Origin of the sequence: Polymorphospora sp. NPDC051019 (assembly GCF_040683055.1) — a bacterium.
GTDB classification, from domain to species: domain Bacteria; phylum Actinomycetota; class Actinomycetes; order Mycobacteriales; family Micromonosporaceae; genus Polymorphospora; species Polymorphospora lycopeni.
On the sequence record NZ_JBFBCH010000003.1, the window covers coordinates 245,646 to 264,013 of the forward strand.

Consider the following 18,368-nt stretch of genomic DNA (forward strand, 5'->3'; position numbering starts at 1 on the left):
ACATGAACGGCGAGACGACCCGCGACGCGACCGTCGCCGCGAACGACATCGCCCGGCTCGCGGGCGTCGGCCGGGCGGCGGTCAGCAACTGGCGGCGCCGGTTTCCCGACTTCCCCGAACCGGTCGGCGGCACCTCCGCCAGCCCGCTGTACTCGCTGGCCGACATGGAGAGCTGGCTGACCCGGCACGGCAAGCCGTTCGAGCTGCGGCCCGGCGACCGGATCTGGCAGCAGATCCGGGGTGTCGTCGACGAGTTGCGGCTCACCGATCTGCTCGGCTACCTCGGAGCCTTCCTCGTCCTGCTCGTCCGCGAGCCGGACCGATGGCAGTCGCTCGCCGGCCATCCGGACACCCGGCTGGCCGCCGAACTCGGGCCGGCGATCGCCGCCGCCGCACCGGAGGTCCCGGCGCTCGACGACGGCTTCGAACCCGAGTGGAGCCCGATCGTGCGCTCCGTCGCCGACCTCGCCCTTGGCCCGAACGGCTTACGCGGCCTGCCGGCCTACCGCGACCTGTTCGACTTCCTGTACGACCGCTACCACCAGGTGCACTCCCGGCGGTATGCCATCAGCACACCGGCGGATCTGGCCGAGCAGATGGTCAAACTGGCCGGGCCCGACCTCGGCACCGTCCTCGACCCGGCCTGCGGGATCGGCACCTTGCTGCGCACCGCACACGACCGCGGCGCGGCCGGCCTGCTCGGGCAGGAGATCGACGGTACGGTCGCCCGGCTCGCCGCCGTACGGCTCCTCCTGCACGCTGTTCCGGCCAGGGTGGTGGCCGGCGACGCCATGCTCGCCGACGCCTACCCCGGACAGCGGGCCGACACGGTGGTCTGCGACCCGCCGTTCAACGAACGTGCCTGGGGCTACGACGAGCTGACCGGCGACCCGCGCTGGGAGTACGGCCTGCCGCCGCGCGGCGAACCCGAACTCGCCTGGGTGCAGCACTGCCTCGCCCGGGTCAGGCCGGGCGGCCGGGTGGTGATCGCAATGCCGGCGAGCGCGGCGAGCCGCCGGGCTGGCCGTCGGATCCGGGCCAACCTGCTGCGTACCGGCGCGCTGCGGGCGGTGATCAGCCTGTCCGGCGGAGCCACCCCGGCGACAGCCGTGCCGGACCTCTGGGTGCTCCACCGACCCGATCCGGCCCGGCCACCGGCGTCGGACGTGCTGCTGGTCGACGCCAGCGACGACCCGACGGCCGCCGCCGCGGCCTGGCGGGCGTACATCGCCGACCCCGCCGGACTCTCCGGCGGGGCCGGACCGTACCGGGTGGTCCGGATCATCGACCTGCTCGACGACGAGGTCGACGTCGGCCCGCTGCGGTACTTGACCACTACTGTGGACGGCACGCCGGCCGGTGAGTTCCCCCACGCTCGGCAGCAACTGCTCGCCGCCGCCGCCGAGCTCACCCGGACCCTGCCAGAGCTGGCCACGCGCGGCGATGCCGAACCGCTGTCGATGACCACCGTCGGTGAACTCGCCCGTGCCGCACTGGTCGTCATCCACCAGGCTCCGCTGAAGATGGGTGTCGGGACCGGCGGCGTCCCGGTGTTGACCGTCAAGGACGTACTGGTCGGCCGGGCCCCGTCGGAGATCGGCCAGGTCGGTCCGGGCACCGTTATGATCCAGCCGGGTGACGTGGTGGTGCCGGTCGCGGCCCGGGAGCCCGCAGCCCGGGTACTGGATCTCACCGGTGTGCTGCTCGGTCCGCAACTGCTGCTCGTCCGGCCCGCCCCGGAGCGGATCGACCCGCACTTCCTCGCCGGATTCCTCCGGGCCGCCCAGAACCGCAGTGGAGGACCCCGGGGATCCTCGCTACTCGCCCGCACCGACGTACGAAGGGTCCCGATCCCGCGACTACCGCTCGACGAGCAACACGGCTACGGTGAGGCGTTCCGCCGTCTCGCAGCGTTGGAGGACATCCTCCGGGAGACGGCGGCGCTCGCGGAGACCGTCATCCAGCACGGCTTCGCCGGCCTGGCCGACGGCAGCCTGCGGTCCGCGAGCGGCACCGACTGACGACGAAGGGTCGATGGGTGTCCGGGCGGACGACGATCAACGGTCGCTACGAACTCGACGGGCAGCCGATCGCCAGAGGCGGGATGGGCGAGGTCTGGGGCGGGCGGGACACCAAACTCGACCGGCAGGTGGCGGTCAAGTTCATCCGCTTCCCGGAGGACGTCCCGGACGACGAACTCGTCCGGCGATTCGTTCGCGAATCCCGGATCACCGCCCGGCTCGAACATCCCGGCGTGCCCGCCGTCTACGACGTCGGCACCCACCAGAAGCGGCCCTACCTGGTCATGCAGCGGATCAGCGGGATCAGCGTCGCCGACCTGATCGCCGAACAGGGACAGCTGCCGGTCGGCTGGGCCGCCGCGATCGCCGCCCAGACCTGCGCGGTACTGTCCGTCGCACACGAGGCGTCGCTCGTCCATCGCGACCTCAAGCCCGGCAATCTGATGCTGGAATCCGATGGAGGCGTCAAGGTCCTCGACTTCGGGCTCGCCGTCGCGCTCGACCTCACCGACTTCTCGAAGATCACCCGGACCGGACAGAGTTTCGGCACCCCGGCATACATGGCACCCGAGCAGATCCAGGCGGGGCTGAGCGGGCCGCACACCGACCTCTACTCACTGGGCTGCACCCTGCACGAGATGCTCGCCGGCGAGCAGGTCTTCGCCGGGTCGACACCGTACTCGGTGATGAACCGGCAGGTCGACGAGCCGCCCCGGCCGATCCGGGAGCTGCGGCCCGATGTGCCGGTCGGTCTCGAGGAGTTGCTGCTCACTCTGCTGCACAAGAGGCCCGAGGACCGGCCGGACGGCGCGGACGCCGTATACCGGCAGCTGCTGCAGTACGTCACCGGCCTCGGGCCGTTGCCCGGCGTTCTGCAGCCGGCGACGGTCCCGAGCCCGAGCCGGATGTACGCCGGCGTGCTCAGCCGGGTACTGGCCGATGCCGCGCCCGTTCCGCCGCCCGCCCCGCCGGCCGGGGGAGCCGTCGTACCGGTGCCGCCACCCGCGTCGGTGCCATCGGCGCCACGGCCGCGTTCCGGCCGTATGGTCGCTGACGCCGCGCCGGCCGGCCGCGACGAGCTGTCGCGGGCCCGCGACGAGGCACACCGGCTGATGAGGCAGTCGCGGTACCGGCATGCCGCCGATGTGTTGTCAGCGGTCGTCGACCGGGGCGCGCAGGCCTTCGGTGACGCGGACAGCGAGGTGCTCGACCTGCGGATGGAACTGGCCGACGTGCTGTTCGAGGGCGGCGACTATCGGGCGGCGATCCCGGTCTACCAGCAGTTGGCCCGGGACCTGGCCATCCGACGGGGCGCCGGCGCCGAACCGGTGCTGCACTGCCGATTCCGGGCGGCCACCTGCCACGCGCTCGCCGGCCAGATCGAGGAGGCGTTGCGGCAGCTGGGTGAACTGCTGACCGACGAAAGCCGGGTGTTCGGCCCCGACGACCCCCGGACGCTCGAACTGCGCCGCCAGATCGGTCTGCTGCAGATCGGCGCCCGGCACCACCGGGCGGCGATCGAGACGCTGGACGCCCTGCTGCCCGCGCTGATCCGGTGCCACGGCCCCGCTCATCCCACCGTCACCGAGGCCCGCGACCTGCTGGAGAACCTGCGCCGCAGAGATGAGGCCTAGTTCGGGCGATCTTGAGGGATCCTGCGTGGGCGCGGGTGGCCAGGGCGGGGACCGTACCCGACGCCCCAGCCGATCGGGGTGACGATCTCGCCGTGGGTCGTGTCGCAATTGCTGGAGTCGACCGGCATCAGTGCCTCACCGTGCCGTGCGCCGACCGTCTCCCAGGTGGCCGGTGAGACCGAACGCCTCCATGGCCTCCTCGCCGGCGATGGCCGGTCCTTCGCGGTCGATCCAGGTCTGCCGGCTCTCGCCGCTGATCAGCGAGACGAAGGCGCGGGCGGCGCGGTCGGCGACGTCGCGGCCGACGGACTGCTCGTCCCAGCGCGACCGGACGAAGTCGGCGTGGCAGTGCCATTCGTGGCTGCGGTCGGTCTTGGTGCGCTCGCCGGTCTGGAAGTTGAACCGGTCGGGCAGGTTGCCGGGTACGCCGTCCCACACGTTGATCGCGTTGACGTAGCGGCGGCGCGGGTCGGTCGGGTCGAGCCAGACCCGGTAGACCCGGCCGTGCGACTTGACCATGTCGGCCCGGCTGACCGACATGTCGATCGCGGCGGCGGCCTTCAGGTTCACCACCGCCGGCGGCCGGCCGAGCGGGTCCGGGGTGCTGTAGTCCGGATAGTTGCCGTGCAGCCGCAGGTCCTCGATCGACACGTGCGGGCCGCCGCGGGCAAGATGCGCGGCGTCGGGAACGATTCCGGACAGCACCGCCGAGGGGTAGCCGGCCTCGTCCTCCCATTTCTGGGCGGCGTACCGCAGTTGCCGGGTGGTCTCGGTGGTCATCGTCCGGTCACCCGCCCGGCCGCCGGGCGCCGCCGTCGAACGGCGCGACCGTTTCGACCCACGGTGCGGCGAGTACGTCGTACCGGCCCTCCTCGGCCGCCCGGTGCCGGCCGCGCGGCCCGGTGGTCAGCACCGGCATCCCGTCCGGGGCCCGGACCTCGAAGCCGGCGTCCGCCCGGTAGTCGTAGATCCAGCACTGCCCGGCCGGCCGGTCGACGAGGAGGAACCCCGCCGGGCGCCGGCTGATGGCGTGCTGGCCGTCGAGCGGTCCGCCGTGGCAGATGGCTTCGTACACCGACCGAGTATCCGCCCGGACGCGTGATCAATGTCGGGCATGTAAAAGATCGATCCCGGGGGATCGGTGGCTCCGGTACGGGCCCGGGGGCGCGTACGCTTTGCGGGCGACGAGCGACCGTCCGGTCGTCGGGGAGAGCGGTCATGAGCGGGCGGGCCGGTGGCCCGGGCCGGCGCATGGCGACTGCGAGCGAAGCGAGTGGGTGTCATGGGCAAGGGTGTACGGGTGCAGGAGCTGCCGGGCATCGGCAAGCGTTACGACTTCGACCTGGGTGGCAGCACCGACCGGGTCTCGGTGGTGACCCGCCGGGACGGGGTGCGTGACCTCTACGTCTTCACCGCCAAGTCGGACGAGCCGGTCGCGGTGATCGAGCTGACCGAGGAACAGGCCCGCAAGGTCGGGGCCGTGCTCGCCGGCACATTCTTCGACTGAGGCTGTGGGACCCACACGTGCACGCTGACCTGATCGGCTTCGGCGCCCTGGTTCTGATCGCGGGCCTGCTGGCCCGCGCCGGCCGGCGGTTCGGGCTGCCGACCGTACCGTTCTTCATGCTGGCCGGGATGCTGCTCGGCCCCGGCACGCCCGGCCCGGTGCTGATTCCGCACCCGGAGGACCTGTCGCTGCTGGCGTCGCTGGGCCTGGTGCTGCTGCTGTTCCATCTCGGCGTCGAGTTCCCGGTCGAGCAGGTGCTCGGCAGCGGGAAGCGGCTGTTCATCGCGGCCGGCTGCTACATCGGCCTGAACGTCGGCGCCGGCCTGGTCCTGGGGTTCGGGCTGGGCTGGGGCACCTCGGAGGCGTTCGTGATCGCCGGGGCGCTCGGCATCTCGTCGTCGGCGATCGCCACCAAGCTGCTCATCGAGCTGCGCCGGCTGACCAACGCCGAGACGCCGGTGATCCTGGGCATCATCGTGATCGAGGACCTGTTCCTCGCCTTCTACCTGGCCCTGCTGTCGCCGATCCTCTCCGGCGCCAGTTCACCGGGGCAGTTGGCGCTGCGGATCGGCATCAGCTTCGGCTACCTGGTGCTGCTGTTCGCCCTGGCCCGGTTCGGGGCCCGCGTGATCGGCAAGATCATCGACAGTCACGAGGACGAGCTGCTGGCGATCCTGATGGTCGGCCTGGTGGTCCTCGTCGCCGGGCTGTCGGCCGAGGTCGGCGTCTCCGACGCGATCGGCGCGCTGATGATCGGCCTGGTGGTGGCCCGTACGTCGGTCCGGGAGCGGGTCGAGCGGCTGGTCCTGCCGCTGCGCGACGTCTTCGCCGCGGTGTTCTTCGTGGCGTTCGGCCTGAGCATCGACATCGGCGCGATCGGCACGGTCGCGGTGCCGGTGCTGATCGCGGTGCTGGTGACGATCGTGGTCAACGTGATCGCCGGCATGATCGCCGGGAGCCTCTTCGGCTTCAACCAGCGCGGGGCCGCCAATGTCGGCCTGACCGTCCTGGGCCGTGGCGAGTTCTCGCTGATCCTGGCCACGCTGGCGCTCGCCGCCGGCCTCGACCCGCGGATCGGCCCGTTCGTCGCCCTCTACGTACTCGTGCTCGCCGTCCTCAGCCCGCTGCTCGCGTCGCAGTCGCGCTACCTGGCCCGGGTGATGCCGGACCGGCTGATCAAGTCCAACTGGCGCTACGTCCGCGAGGAGACGACGAGCACCGCCTGCACCCACCTCGACCGGATCCAGATCACCGAGAGCGACGCCGACGAGTGCCCGCAGTGCGCCGAGACCGGCGACGACTGGGTGCAGTTGCGGATGTGCCTGACCTGCGGCGCGGTCGGCTGTTGCAGCGACTCGGTCAACAACCACGCCGAGGCGCACTTCCGGGAGACCGGGCACCCGCTGATGCGGTCGCTGGAGCCGGGCGAGAACTGGCAGTACTGCTTCATCGACCAGTCCCTGGTCCGCGAACCGATGGGGGCCGCCCGGTCCACCGGGTGAACCGCCCGCCACCGGCCGGGTGAAGATGTCTCGTCCGCAAGGGGTGAACCGCGCCGAGGTGGGTAACCGCCGACCGCACGGGAGGCCGCCACGGCTCCCGCAGTTGGCAGCCATCGATTCGTCTCCGCGGGGGTGGGACGGATGCGCGAGGACCGCGAAGTCACCGGGGATCTTCCCCTGCTGGCGTCGAAGCTGGCCGTGCCGCCGGCACCGGCGGTGTCGGTACGGCGTACGCGGCTCCTCGGGCTGCTCGACTCCGGTGCCGCCGGCCCGGTCACGATCGTGACCGGACCGGCGGGCTGGGGCAAGACGACCCTGCTCGCCGCCTGGGCGCGCGAGCGGCCCGACGGCCCGCCGGGCTGGCTGTCCGTCGACGCCGGCGACGGCGCCGACCGCTTCTGGGCGTACGTCCGCGCCGCACTCGACACCACCGTCGGCCCCGACGGCCCCGCCGGCTCCGACGGGCCGCTACGGCTGGCCGACGCGCTCGCCCGGCGGCCGGAGCCCGTCACCCTGGTCGTCGACGACTTCCACCTGCTCGACGACGCCGACGTGCTGGCCGGCGTCGACCTGCTGCTGCGGCACGCGGGGCTGCGGCTGGTCGTCGGCACCCGGCGGGAGCCGGCCCTGCCGCTGCACCGGTTCCGGCTCGCCGACGAGCTGACCGAGATCCGGGCCGCCGACCTGACCTTCGGCCCGGACGAGGCCGCCGAGCTGCTCGCCGGGCACGGGGTCGCGCTGCCGGCCGGACTCGTCGACGACCTGCACGACCGCACCGAGGGCTGGCCGGCCGGGTTGCGGTTGGCGGCGGACGCCCTGAAGGGCCACCCCGAGCCGGCGGGCCTGGTCGACGGGTTCACCGGCGACCACCCGGTCATCGCCGGCTACCTGGCCGAGGAGGTTCTCGCCGGGCTGCCCGCCGACCTGCGCGACGTGCTGCGGCGGGGCTGCGTCGCCGACCGGCTCACCGGCGAACTGGTCGAGACGCTGACCGGCCGCCCGGACGGCGAACGGCTGCTCGGCGAACTGGAACGGCACACCGGGCTGGTCCGCGCGGCCGGCGGCCGGCCGCCGGCCTGGCGGTGCCACCGGATGCTCGGCGAACTGCTGCGTGCCGAGCTGCACCGGCACGATCCGGGTGCGGCCGCCGACCTGCACCGCCGCGCCGCGGCGTGGCATGCCGGGCAGGCCCGGCCCGCCGAGGCGCTGCGGCACGCGCTCGCCGCCCGCGACTGGGCCGGTGCCACCGGCGTCCTGGCCGGGCACTGGCCGGAGCTGCTTCCGTACGTCCCGGCCGGGCCGGCCACCGACCCGGCTCCGCCGCCGCCGGACGACGCGGTCCGGTCCGGGCCGGAGCTGGCGCTCGCCTACGCGCTGGACCGGCTCGGTGACGACCCGGCGACAGCCGGGAGCTGGTTGCGGCTCGGCGACGAACTCGCGCGGCGGCTGACCGGCGGGCGGCGGGACCGGTTCGTGGTGCTGGCCGCCGCCGTCCACCTGGTGTTCGCGCAGCTCGGCGGTGACGACGGCGCGGTGCGGTCGGCCGCCAGCCGGCTGCTCGCCCTGGTCGAACCGAACGGCGACGGGCGGGAGCGGGCGGCGGCGCAGGCGGCGCTCGGGGCCGCCCGGCTGACCGCCGGTGACCTCGACGGCGCGCAGGCCGTGCTGGTCGACGGGCTCGCCGACGCGGAGGCGGCCGGGCCGGACCGCGCCGTGCTGTCCTGCGGCAGCCGGCTGGCGCTGATCCGCGCGCTCCGCGGCGAACTGGACGCCGCGCAACGGATCGCCCGGCAGGTGCTCGCCCTGCCCCGGTGCCAGGACCCGGTCCGCCCGCCCGACTGCGCGTACGCCCACCTGGCCCTGGCCGTCGTCGCGGCGGAGCGGGGCCGGCCCGACGAGGCCGAGGCGGAGATCACCGCCGCCGGGCGGGCCGAGGAGCCCCAGCTCGCCGCGCTGGTCGACGTCGTCACCGCCGAGCTGCGCCACGACCGGGGCGATCTGACCGGTGGCTATCAGGCGTTGCGTGCCGGCCGGGCGGTGCTGTCCGGCCGGCCGACCGCCCGGTTCGTCGCGCTCTGGTTCGCCGTCGCGGAGGCGGAGCTGCGTACGGCGCACGGCGACGTGGACACCGCCCGGACGGTGCTGCGACCGCTGGTCGACCGATTCCGGCCCGGTCGGGGACCGAACGGCTCCGCCCCGGCGGACGGGGCGACGGCGCTGCCGGCACCGGTCGCGGTGGCGCTGTCCCGTACCCACCTGCGCGGCGGCGACCCGCGGACCGCCGCGCGGCTGCTGCCCACCTGGGAGGACGGCCGGCCCGGCGACCGGCTCGCGGTACGGCTCGACGCCGGCCTGCTGGACGCGCTGACCGCCAGCCGGCTCGGCGACCGGCGGCGGGCGACCCGGGCGCTGGAGCGGGTGCTCGCGCTCGCCGAGCCGGAAGGGTTCCGGCGGGTGTTCGTCCGGTACGGCCCGCCACTGCGCGACCTGCTGGCCGCGCACCTCGACTCGGGAACCGCGTACTGGCCGCTGGTCAACGAGCTGATCGACGCGACCGGCACGGCGGCCGGGCCGGTGCCGGGCGCGCCGCCACCGGCGCCGCCGTCCGGGGAGGAACTGACCGAGCGGGAACTGACCGTGCTGCGCTACCTGCAGAGCATCCTGTCCAATGTGGAGATAGCTGCCGAGATGTCGCTTTCGGTCAACACGGTGAAGACGCACGTGCGCAACATCTACCGGAAGCTGGACGCCACGAGGCGCCGCGAGGCGGTCCGCCGGGCCCGCGAACTGCGCCTGCTCTGACCGTCGTATCCACTGTGGACCAAAGCCGGCGGCCGGCGCCCCTCGCTCAGTGGCGGGCGGCGCCGTCGACCGCGGTCAGCAGGTCCGACAGCGCGTACGTCCCCTCGTGCCGCGTCCCGTTGACGAAGATGCTCGGCGTGCCGTCCACCCCGCTGCGTACCCCGCTGACGAAGTCGCGCCGGATCCGGTCGAGGTGCACGTGGTCGTTGACCTCGGCGGCCACCTCCTCGACCGGGAGGCCGACGTGCTGCGTACCCAGTGCCAGGTGCACCGGGTCGAGCTGGTCCTGGTGGGCGAAGAGCCAGTCGTGCATGGCCCAGAACTGTCCCCGTACGCCGGCCGCCTCGGCGGTCTCCGCGGCGATCTCGGCGTACGGGTGCACGTTGGCGAGCGGGAAGTGCCGGAACACCAGCCGTACGGTGCCCGGCCGTTGCCGCCGCAGCTCCCGCAGGTTCGGGTACGCCGCCGCGCAGTGCGGGCACTGGAAGTCGCCGTACACGACCACGGTGGCCGGCGCGTCCAGCGGCCCCTGGGTGTGATCCTCGTCGGTCACCGCGGCGCGCAGCCGGCTGACGGTCACCTGCAGCGGTGTGATCCCGGCCGCGGTCACAGGCTGACCTTGATCCGGTTGTCGACCGACGAGACACCCGGTGCCGACCAGGCGACCCGCTCGGCCTCCTCGCGTTCGAGCCAGGAGCGCACACTCCCGTTGAGCACCACCCGGTCGCCCTGTACGGCGATGGTCAGCCGGTCGACGTCGGTCTCGACGCTGCGGACCAGGGCCTCGCCGATCAGTTGCCGCAGGTCGTCGGGGGAGATCCCGGCCCGGGGCCGTACGGTCATGCCGTTGGTGACGCCGCGTACGCCGGCGAGGCGGCGTACCGTCCGTTCGGCGGCCCGGCGCTGGTACTCCCACTCGACCTCGCCCCGCACCATCACCCAACCCGCGGAGACGGTCACGTCGACGTTGTCGACCGGCACGAACGCGTCCCATTCAAGGGCCCGGGTCGCGGCGTCGGCGATGTCCGAGTCGGTGCGTTCGGCCGCGGGGGACAACTGCACCTCGATGTCGTTGGCGACCGCCCGGACCCCGCGTACGCGGTGGGCGGTGCGTTCCGCCGACCACTTCCGCGCGTAGTTGTCGACCTTTCCGGTCAGGGTCACGACCCCGTTGCGGGCGATGACCCCGATCTCGTTGGGCTGCACCCGGGCGTCCCATTTCAGCTCGTCCAGAACGTCGCGCTGGAGTTCCTCGTCGGTGCGCGTCATCCCTGCCGTCGCCATGGTCACCTTCCCTCCGGTCAGCCTGCCAGGGTCGATGTTGCGCCGTGGGCGGGTGAGGCGGCGTCGTCCGGGGCGGGTGATACCGGTTCCATAACGTCGGCGGTATGACCCCAACGTTATGTAGCCACAGATCTCGATCAATGGTTAATCTGCGTTCAGTCCTTTCGGGTGATGAGGCAATCATCCGTCCGGACGTTGACCGCTACCTATTGGCTGCTCCAGTTCAGCCACGTCGGTATGGCAGTTGATTCGTGCCCGGGGCCTTCCCGCCGATTTCCCCCATTAACCGCTGGTAGCGGGGCGTCCGGGATCCCCCACACGAAGGAGACGAGAATGCGCCGTACCCTCGCCACCGCCGTCGCGCTCACCGTCGCGACGGGGGGCCTGACCACCGTGCTCGCCATCGGCGGGCCGGCCTCGGCGGCCCCGACCCCCGCGGCCGACGTACCGGCCGGAATGCTCGCCGCGATGGAACGCGACCTCGGGCTCACCGAGTCGCAGGCCCGCCAGCGCATCGCCGACGAGGCGGTCGCCGCGAAGACCGAGCAGCAACTGCGCAAGCAGCTCGGTGCCGGCTTCGCCGGTGCCTGGGTGGACAACTCCGCCCTGGTCGTCGCCGTCACCAGCGAGCACGACGCGGCGGCCGTACGCGCCGCCGGCGCCACCGCGAAGGTCGTCGACCGCAGCGCCGCCGACCTCGACTCGACCAAGTCCAAGTTGGACGCCAAGTCGGGTGCCGCCGGTGCCGCCATCAGCGGCTGGCACGTCGACGCGAAGTCCAACCGGGTCGTCCTGCTCGCCGACCCGGGCGCGGCGACCGCCGCCGCCGAGTTCATCAAGGCCGCCGGGGTCGACGCCGCGACCGTCGACGTCGTCACGGTGGACGAGTCCCCGCGTCCGCTGTACGACGTGGTCGGTGGCGACGCCTACTACATGGGCGGCCGCTGCTCCGTCGGGTTCTCGGTCGTCGGCGGCTTCGTGACCGCCGGCCACTGCGGCACGGTGGGCACCCCGACCCAGGGCTACAACAACGTCGCCCAGGGCACCTTCCAGGGCTCGTCGTTCCCCGGCGAGGACATGGGCTGGGTGGCCACCAACTCGAGCTGGAGCACGCCTCCGCTGGTCAACAACTACGCCGGCGGCACGGTCACGGTGACCGGCTCCGCCGAGGCGTCCGAGGGCTCCGCGATCTGCCGCTCCGGCTCCACCACCGGATGGCACTGCGGCACGCTCCAGGTCAAGAACTCCACCGTCAACTACCCGCAGGGCACCGTCTACGGCCTGACCCGTACCAACGTCTGCGCCGAGCCCGGCGACTCCGGCGGCTCCTGGCTGACCGGCACCGAGGCCCAGGGCGTCACCTCCGGTGGCTCCGGTAACTGCAGCTTCGGCGGCACCACCTACTACCAGCCGGTGAACCCGATCCTCAGCACCTACGGCCTGACCCTGGTCACCGGGTAACCCCCTGTCCCGTTTCCCAGCCCGCCGGTGCCGGCGCCCCTCCTCCCCGGGGCGCCGGCACCGGCACGTCCGGCTTCGATCGGCGTCGATCGCGGGACGGGGTCGACAGCGGCCGGCGCCATAGTGGAGGATCTGTCACCACCCGGACGCCTCCCGCGCCCCGCCCCCGGCAAGGACGTCGCTATGACCGAGCGTAGTGAGGGAATCGGCCTGCTCAGGGCCCAGTCATGCGATCGCCGAGCGGAGCGAGGTGGCGCATGACCGTAGAAGGTAATTCGGTCCTGCCCCGCCTCGCCGCAGCGCTGCGGAGGGCGGCCGGCCACGAATGGACCATCGCCGCCGCCGGCAGCCTGCTGCTCGCCGCGCTGTTCACGTGGCCGACGCTGCGGGACATCACCGGCACCATCCCGCAGGACACCGGCGACCCCACCCTGCAAGCCTGGCAGATCGCCTGGGGCGGGCACGCGCTGAAGACCGACCCGACCAGCCTGTGGCACTCCAACACCTTCTATCCCGAGCTGTTCACCTACGCCTACTCCGACACCCTGCTCGGATACGCGCCGCTCGGCATGATCGGCGAGGGGCCGGTGGCCGCCGTCGCCCGCTACAACATCCTGTACGTCCTGGTGCACGCGCTCGCGTTCTTCGGGACGTACGCGCTGGGCCGCCAGCTCGGCGCGACCCGGATCGGCGCCGCGGTGGCCGGCGTCGCCTTCGCGTACGCGCCGTGGAAGCTCGCCCAGGCCGGGCACCTGCACGTGCTGTCCACCGGCGGGATCACCCTCGCCCTGGCGATGCTGGCCCGCGGCCACGGCTGGTCGCTGCGGCACGGCTACCGGCCCGAGTCGCGCCGCCCCGGCTGGGTGGTCGCCGGCTGGCTGGTGGCGGCCTGGCAGATGTCCCTCGGTTTCGGCGTCGGCCTGCCGTTCGGCTACCTCCTGGCCGCCGCCGTGCTGGTGGCCGCGGCCGGCTACGGCTGGGCCTGGTGGCGCCGTGGGCGGCCGGTCTTCGGCCGCCGGCTGCTGATCGCCGACCTGGCCGGCGGCACGGTCTTCGCCGCCGTCACCGTGTTCATGGCACTGCCCTACCTCAAGGTGGTCGAGCTGCACCCGGACAGCCGGCGGACGGTCGCGCACATCGACCAGTTCTCGCCGCCGCTGCGCGGCTTCTTCACCGCGCCGGGGGAGTCATGGCTCTGGGGCGAGCGGCACGCGGCCGCCCGGGAGACGCTGTCGTTCGCCGGGGAGATGACGCTGCTGCCCGGGGTCACCCTGATCGGCCTCGCCGTCACCGGCCTGTTCTTCTCCGTGTGGCGGCTGCGGCACCGGATCGCGCTCGGGGTCGGGGTGCTGGTCAGCGCGATCCTGGCCACCGGAAGCTCGTTCCTCGGCGACGGCGATCCCGGCTACGTCACGTTGATGAACCTGCTGCCGGGCTGGGACGCGATGCGTACGCCCGGCCGGCTGGTGCTGTGGACCACCCTGCTGCTCGGCCTCCTCGCGGCCGGCGCGGTGAGCATGGCCGGCACCGCGTCGTCCGATGTGGAGGACGACGCTGGCGGCAGGGACCGGCCGACCGGCGGGGAAGCGCCGCTGCCCGCCGTGACCGCCGCTCCGGCCGGCGGCAAGGACGCGGACGCGGCGATCGCCGCCGGAGACGGGCCGGCCGTGGCGGTCGCCGCCGGGGACGGGCCGGCCACGACGGTGCCGGCCGCCCGGGCCGGCCACGACACGGTGGTCGCCGGCGTGCCCCGGCTGCGACCGGCGGCACCGCCGGCCGCCGACGTGCCGGTGATCGAGGCCGGGCCGGGCCGGGGGATACCCGCGCCACGCCGGGCGGGCACCCTCGCCCCGGCGGTTTCCGGCGGGCCGGCGGACCACCCGGTCGTCCCGACGCCGGCCGCACGTCGGCGGCGCGACCGGATGGCTCTCGCCCTCGCCCTGGTCCCGCTCGCCCTCGTGCTGCTGGAAGGGGTCAACCGCACCCCGCATCCGCCGGCCCCGCCCGCCCCGCTCGCCCTGCGCGATGTCGCCGAACCGCTGCTGATCCTGCCGCCCGAGGGCATCGCCGAACTGCACTACATGCTCTGGTCGACCGACGGCTTCCCGCGCATCGCCAACGGCCTCGCCGCCCACGTGCCGCAGACCCAGGCGCGGACCCGGACGATGACCGTCTCCTTCCCCGACGCCGCCAGCATCGACTACCTGCGGGGACTCGGTGTGCGTACGGTCGTCGTGCTGCCCGGCTACCTGCCCGGCACCGGCTGGCAGGACATGCTGGACCGCCCGATCGACGGCCTTCCGGTCACCCGCGAGGAGGTCGACGGCGCGGTGCTCTTCCGGCTCGGGGACAGGTGACGCACCGGTCACCAAAACGTCATCCGACCGTTGCCGTCCAGTGGCGGCGCGCGGCCTCGCCGCCGGGTGCCGGCGTGATGGTATTGGCGCCGTGAGTGCCCGGGTGGACAGGCATGTGGCGATGTTCTTCGCCGGGATCGTGGCGGTGGGGATCGGTCCCGCGGTGTGGCTGGGCGGCACCCTGCTGCGCGGCAGCCCCGCGCCCCAGCCGCCGCCGGCCGTCGCCCCGTCGGCGACCGCCGGGCCGAGCCCGCAGGTGATCCCCTCGCCCACGCCGGCCGAGCTGCCCGGCCGGCCGGTCGACCCCGGTCCCGGCACCGGCTATGGCACGCCGGCGCCGACCGGCAGCCTGGTGACCATCCCGGCGGCGACCGTGCCACCACGGCCGCCGACCACCGGACCGCCGTCACCGTCGCCGTCGACCCCGCCGCCGACCACCCCACCGGCCACCACCGCACCGGCCACGCCGACCACCGAACCGGCCACGGAGACCGGCGCCTGAGCGGCCGCCCACGGCAGGCGCAGATGTTTGACAGCGTCGATATCTGTGTGTGAATGTTTGGGCGAGGCCGGTGCGGGAGCCACCAACCGGTGCGGGAGCCCAGGGCAGCTCCGCCACCTCCGCGTCCCTGCCTGCCGCAGGGCGCGCGTTCCCGTCTCCGGCACGCCGCAGGGCGCGTTCACACCCTCCGTACCCCCGCGCCCACACACCTCTCGACGTGCCGGTGGGAGAACCGTCTGCTCAGCGCACCCATGAGAGGTAGCCCTACATGCGCAGAAGTCTTGCCGGTGTGCTCGCGGCCGTGCTGGCCGCCGGCACGGTGGCGGTGGCGGCGCACGTCGTCGTCAGCACCGCGTCACCCGCACTGGCCGCCGCCTCGGAGCCGTACTCCTGGAAGAACGTCCGGATCGACGGCGGCGGCTACGTACCCGGGATCGTGTTCAATCCGACCGAGAAGAACCTGATCTACGCCCGCACCGACATCGGCGGCGCCTACCGCTGGGACCAGGCCGGCCAGTCCTGGACCCCGCTGCTCGACCACATCGGCTGGGACCGGTGGGGCTGGAACGGTGTCGTCAGCCTCGCCACCGACCCGGTGCAGACCAACCGGGTGTACGTCGCCGCCGGCATGTACACCAACAGTTGGGACCCGAACAACGGGGCGATCCTGCGGTCGACCGACAAGGGCGCGACCTGGCAGGCGACCGAACTGCCGTTCAAGCTCGGCGGCAACATGCCCGGCCGGGGCATGGGCGAGCGGCTCGCCATCGACCCCAACCGCAACAGCGTCCTCTACCTGGGCGCGCCGAACGGCAACGGCCTGTGGCGCAGCACCGACCACGGCGCCACCTGGGCCAAGGTCGCGAGCTTCCCCAACCCGGGCAACTACGCCCAGGACCCGAACGACCCGAACGGCTACCTGAACCACCGGCCGGGCGTGGTGTGGGTGACCTTCGACAAGCGCACCGGTACGGCCGGCAACACCACCCAGACCATCTACGTCGGCGTGGCCGACAAGGAGAACACCGTCTACCGCAGCACCGACGGCGGCACCACCTGGTCGCGGCTGGCCGGGCAGCCGACCGGCTTCCTGGCCCACAAGGGCGTGCTGGACACCGTCGGTGGCTACCTCTACATCGCCACCAGCGACAACGGCGGCCCGTACGAGGGTGGCAAGGGCGACGTGTGGAAGTACGCCACCGCGACCGGCACCTGGACGCAGATCAGCCCGGTGCCGTCGAGCAGCACCGACCTCTACTACGGCTACAGCGGCCTGACCATCGACCGGCAGAACCCGAACACGCTGATGGTCGCCACCCAGATCTCCTGGTGGCCGGACGCGATCATCTTCCGCAGCACCGACGGCGGCGCGACCTGGACCCGCGCCTGGGACTTCACCAGCTATCCCAACCGGAGCAAGCGATACACCATGGACATCTCCTCGGTGCCGTGGCTGAGCTGGGGCGCCAACCCGTCACCCCCGGAGGAGACGCCGAAACTCGGCTGGATGAACGACTCGGTCGAGATCGACCCGCACGACTCCAACCGCTTCATGTACGGCACCGGCGCCACCATCTACGGCTCCACCGACCTGAAGAAGTGGGACACCGGCGGCCAGATCACCATCCGGCCGATGGTCAAGGGCCTGGAGGAGACGAACGTACTCGACCTGATCAGCCCGCCGACCGGCTCGGCACCGCTGATCAGCGCGCTGGGCGACCTCGGCGGCTTCCGGCACACCAACCTCGACGCGGTGCCGCCGATGCTGTTCACCCAGCCCGGTTTCACCAGCGGCACCAGCCTCGACTACGCCGAGACCAACCCGAGCGTGATGGTGCGGGCCGGCAACTTCAACGACGCCGACCGACCCAACGACAGCCACGTGGCGTTCTCCACCGACGGCGGGGCCAACTGGTTCCAGGGCAGCGAGCCGGGCGGGATCAACGAGGGCGGTACGGTCGCCGCGGCGGCCGACGGCAGCCGGTTCGTCTGGGCGCCCCAGGGCGTCGGGGTGCACTACTCGGTCGGCTTCGGCAACTCCTGGACCCAGTCGACCGGCCTGCCCACCGGATCTACTGTGGAGTCCGACCGGGTCAACCCGAACAAGTTCTACGGCTTCAGCGCCGGCAGGTTCTACGTCAGCACCAACGGCGGGGCGAGCTTCACCGCGACCGCCGCCACCGGACTGCCGGGCACCGGCAACGTGAAGTTCAAGGCGGTCGCCGGCCGCGAGGGCGACATCTGGCTCGCCGGTGAGACCGGCCTGTTCCGGTCGACGAACTCGGGCACGTCGTTCACCCGTCTGTCCAACGTGGAGGACGCGGTGAACATCGGGTTCGGCCGGGCCGCGCCCGGGCAGACGTACCCGGCGCTGTTCACCGTCGGCACCATCGACGGCGTGACCGGCGTCTACCGCTCCGACAACACCGGTGCCGCCTGGGTGCGGATCAACGACGACAAGCACCAGTACGGCAACGCGGGCGAGGCGCTGACCGGTGACCCGAGGGTCTACGGCCGGGTCTACCTGGGCACCAACGGCCGGGGCATCCTGGTCGCCGACCGGCTCGGCGGGCCCACGTCGCCGCCGCCGACCACGCCGCCGCCCACCACGCCGCCGCCCACGACGCCCCCGCCGACCACGCCCCCGCCCACGACTCCGCCGCCGACCACGCCGCCGCCGGGCGGTGCCTGCACGGCGACGTACCAGGTGACGAACTCATGGCCGGGCGGGTTCCAGGGCGAGGTGACCGTACGCAACACCGGCACGTCGCCGCTGAGCGGATGGGTGGTCGGCTGGACGTTCCCGAACGGGCAGACCATCTCCCAGCTCTGGAGTGCCAGCCACACCCAGACCGGTTCCGCTGTCACGGTCTCCAACGCCGCCTGGAACGGCAACCTCGCGGCCGGGGCGTCGACGACGTTCGGCTTCACCGCCAGCTGGACCGGCACCAACGGAGTGCCGGCGCCGATCACCTGCGCCCGGGGCTGACCGGCTGAGCAGCGTACGCGGGGTCGGCCCGCGTACGCTGCTCCACCCGCCACGGCGGCCCGTCGCGGCCGGCGCCGGGGTGACCGTCCGGGCGGCGGGGTGGGGTTCAGGCGACCCCGCGTGATCCGGATCGTCTCCGCGCTCTTCGGATCGACTCTCCGCGATGGTCGACCTACATTCCGTTGCAGTGTGGTTGCCGACGGTTCCGTGCGGGCCTTCCGCCAATCACACCGGGCAGTGGAATGAACGCGCCGGCCCGTTCGAGCGGGACGGCTTGCCCACGCCACGGCCCTGCCCGCCCCGCCCGAC

13 protein-coding genes are annotated in these 18,368 nt (G+C 73.0%); 9 read left to right on the forward strand and 4 right to left on the reverse strand.

The window, feature by feature from the left end:
• The first annotated feature begins 2 nt into the window (after positions 1-2).
• Positions 3-2,021 (forward strand): N-6 DNA methylase, encoded by a 2,019-nt coding sequence (locus AB0M79_RS08055; RefSeq protein WP_364209366.1) that lies wholly within the window; start codon positions 3-5, stop codon positions 2,019-2,021.
• Between the two features lie 17 nt (positions 2,022-2,038).
• Positions 2,039-3,655, forward strand: a complete 1,617-nt coding sequence (locus AB0M79_RS08060) for a serine/threonine-protein kinase (RefSeq protein WP_364209369.1) — start codon at positions 2,039-2,041, stop codon at positions 3,653-3,655.
• A gap of 135 nt (positions 3,656-3,790) precedes the next feature.
• On the opposite strand, the gene AB0M79_RS08065 is transcribed toward AB0M79_RS08060, so the two are convergent.
• Positions 3,791-4,435, reverse strand: a complete 645-nt coding sequence (locus AB0M79_RS08065; RefSeq protein WP_364209372.1) for a hypothetical protein — start codon at positions 4,433-4,435, stop codon at positions 3,791-3,793.
• Positions 4,436-4,442: 7 nt separating this feature from the next.
• A complete protein-coding gene (locus tag AB0M79_RS08070) occupies positions 4,443-4,730 on the reverse strand; it encodes a hypothetical protein (protein WP_364209375.1) in 288 nt (95 codons plus the stop codon).
• Positions 4,731-4,937: 207 nt separating this feature from the next.
• Here AB0M79_RS08070 and AB0M79_RS08075 point away from each other — a divergent pair, with 207 nt between their 5' ends.
• The 3 genes from AB0M79_RS08075 to AB0M79_RS08085 all read left to right on the forward strand — a co-directional run bounded on the left by AB0M79_RS08075 (position 4,938) and on the right by AB0M79_RS08085 (position 9,466).
• Positions 4,938-5,162 carry a potassium transporter TrkA gene (locus tag AB0M79_RS08075; RefSeq protein WP_357539342.1) on the forward strand — a complete coding sequence of 75 codons (225 nt, stop codon included), beginning with the start codon at positions 4,938-4,940 and terminating at the stop codon, positions 5,160-5,162.
• A gap of 17 nt (positions 5,163-5,179) precedes the next feature.
• Positions 5,180-6,664, forward strand: a complete 1,485-nt coding sequence (locus tag AB0M79_RS08080) for a cation:proton antiporter (protein WP_364209378.1) — start codon at positions 5,180-5,182, stop codon at positions 6,662-6,664.
• Between the two features lie 141 nt (positions 6,665-6,805).
• A complete protein-coding gene (locus tag AB0M79_RS08085) occupies positions 6,806-9,466 on the forward strand; it encodes a LuxR C-terminal-related transcriptional regulator (RefSeq protein WP_364209381.1) in 2,661 nt (886 codons plus the stop codon).
• A gap of 46 nt (positions 9,467-9,512) precedes the next feature.
• Here AB0M79_RS08085 and AB0M79_RS08090 read toward each other — a convergent pair whose 3' ends face one another.
• Complete coding sequence (locus AB0M79_RS08090) at positions 9,513-10,076, reverse strand: thioredoxin domain-containing protein (RefSeq protein WP_364209384.1); 564 nt, start codon at positions 10,074-10,076, stop codon at positions 9,513-9,515.
• The gene (locus AB0M79_RS08095; RefSeq protein WP_364209387.1) at positions 10,073-10,750 is read right to left on the reverse strand and encodes a BON domain-containing protein; all 678 of its coding nucleotides are present in this window, start codon (positions 10,748-10,750) and stop codon (positions 10,073-10,075) included. The genes AB0M79_RS08090 and AB0M79_RS08095 overlap by 4 nt, the downstream gene beginning before the upstream one ends.
• Positions 10,751-11,083: 333 nt before the next feature.
• Between AB0M79_RS08095 and AB0M79_RS08100 the strand changes: the two genes are divergently transcribed.
• From AB0M79_RS08100 to AB0M79_RS08115, 4 genes are all read left to right on the forward strand, one after another.
• A complete protein-coding gene (locus AB0M79_RS08100; protein ID WP_364209390.1) occupies positions 11,084-12,211 on the forward strand; it encodes a S1 family peptidase in 1,128 nt (375 codons plus the stop codon).
• A 257-nt stretch (positions 12,212-12,468) separates the two neighbouring features.
• Positions 12,469-14,568, forward strand: a complete 2,100-nt coding sequence (locus tag AB0M79_RS08105; protein ID WP_364209393.1) for a hypothetical protein — start codon at positions 12,469-12,471, stop codon at positions 14,566-14,568.
• A 91-nt stretch (positions 14,569-14,659) separates the two neighbouring features.
• The gene (locus AB0M79_RS08110; protein WP_364209396.1) at positions 14,660-15,070 is read left to right on the forward strand and encodes a hypothetical protein; all 411 of its coding nucleotides are present in this window, start codon (positions 14,660-14,662) and stop codon (positions 15,068-15,070) included.
• A gap of 268 nt (positions 15,071-15,338) precedes the next feature.
• On the forward strand, positions 15,339-18,059 hold the full coding sequence (locus tag AB0M79_RS08115; protein WP_364209399.1) for a cellulose binding domain-containing protein: 2,721 nt from the start codon (positions 15,339-15,341) through the stop codon (positions 18,057-18,059).
• The last annotated feature ends 309 nt before the right edge of the window (positions 18,060-18,368 follow it).

Bases quoted from the DNA above. Each gene is read 5' to 3' on its own strand.
- AB0M79_RS08100 (WP_364209390.1), top strand. From the start codon at position 11,084: ATGCGCCGTACCCTCGCCACCGCCGTCGCGCTCACCGTCGCGACGGGG.
- AB0M79_RS08085 (WP_364209381.1), top strand. From the start codon at position 6,806: ATGCGCGAGGACCGCGAAGTCACCGGGGATCTTCCCCTGCTGGCGTCG.
- AB0M79_RS08075 (WP_357539342.1), top strand. From the start codon at position 4,938: ATGGGCAAGGGTGTACGGGTGCAGGAGCTGCCGGGCATCGGCAAGCGT.
- AB0M79_RS08055 (WP_364209366.1), top strand. From the start codon at position 3: ATGAACGGCGAGACGACCCGCGACGCGACCGTCGCCGCGAACGACATC.
- AB0M79_RS08095 (WP_364209387.1), bottom strand. From the start codon at position 10,750: ATGGCGACGGCAGGGATGACGCGCACCGACGAGGAACTCCAGCGCGAC.
- AB0M79_RS08105 (WP_364209393.1), top strand. From the start codon at position 12,469: ATGACCGTAGAAGGTAATTCGGTCCTGCCCCGCCTCGCCGCAGCGCTG.
- AB0M79_RS08065 (WP_364209372.1), bottom strand. From the start codon at position 4,435: ATGACCACCGAGACCACCCGGCAACTGCGGTACGCCGCCCAGAAATGG.
- AB0M79_RS08115 (WP_364209399.1), top strand. From the start codon at position 15,339: ATGCGCAGAAGTCTTGCCGGTGTGCTCGCGGCCGTGCTGGCCGCCGGC.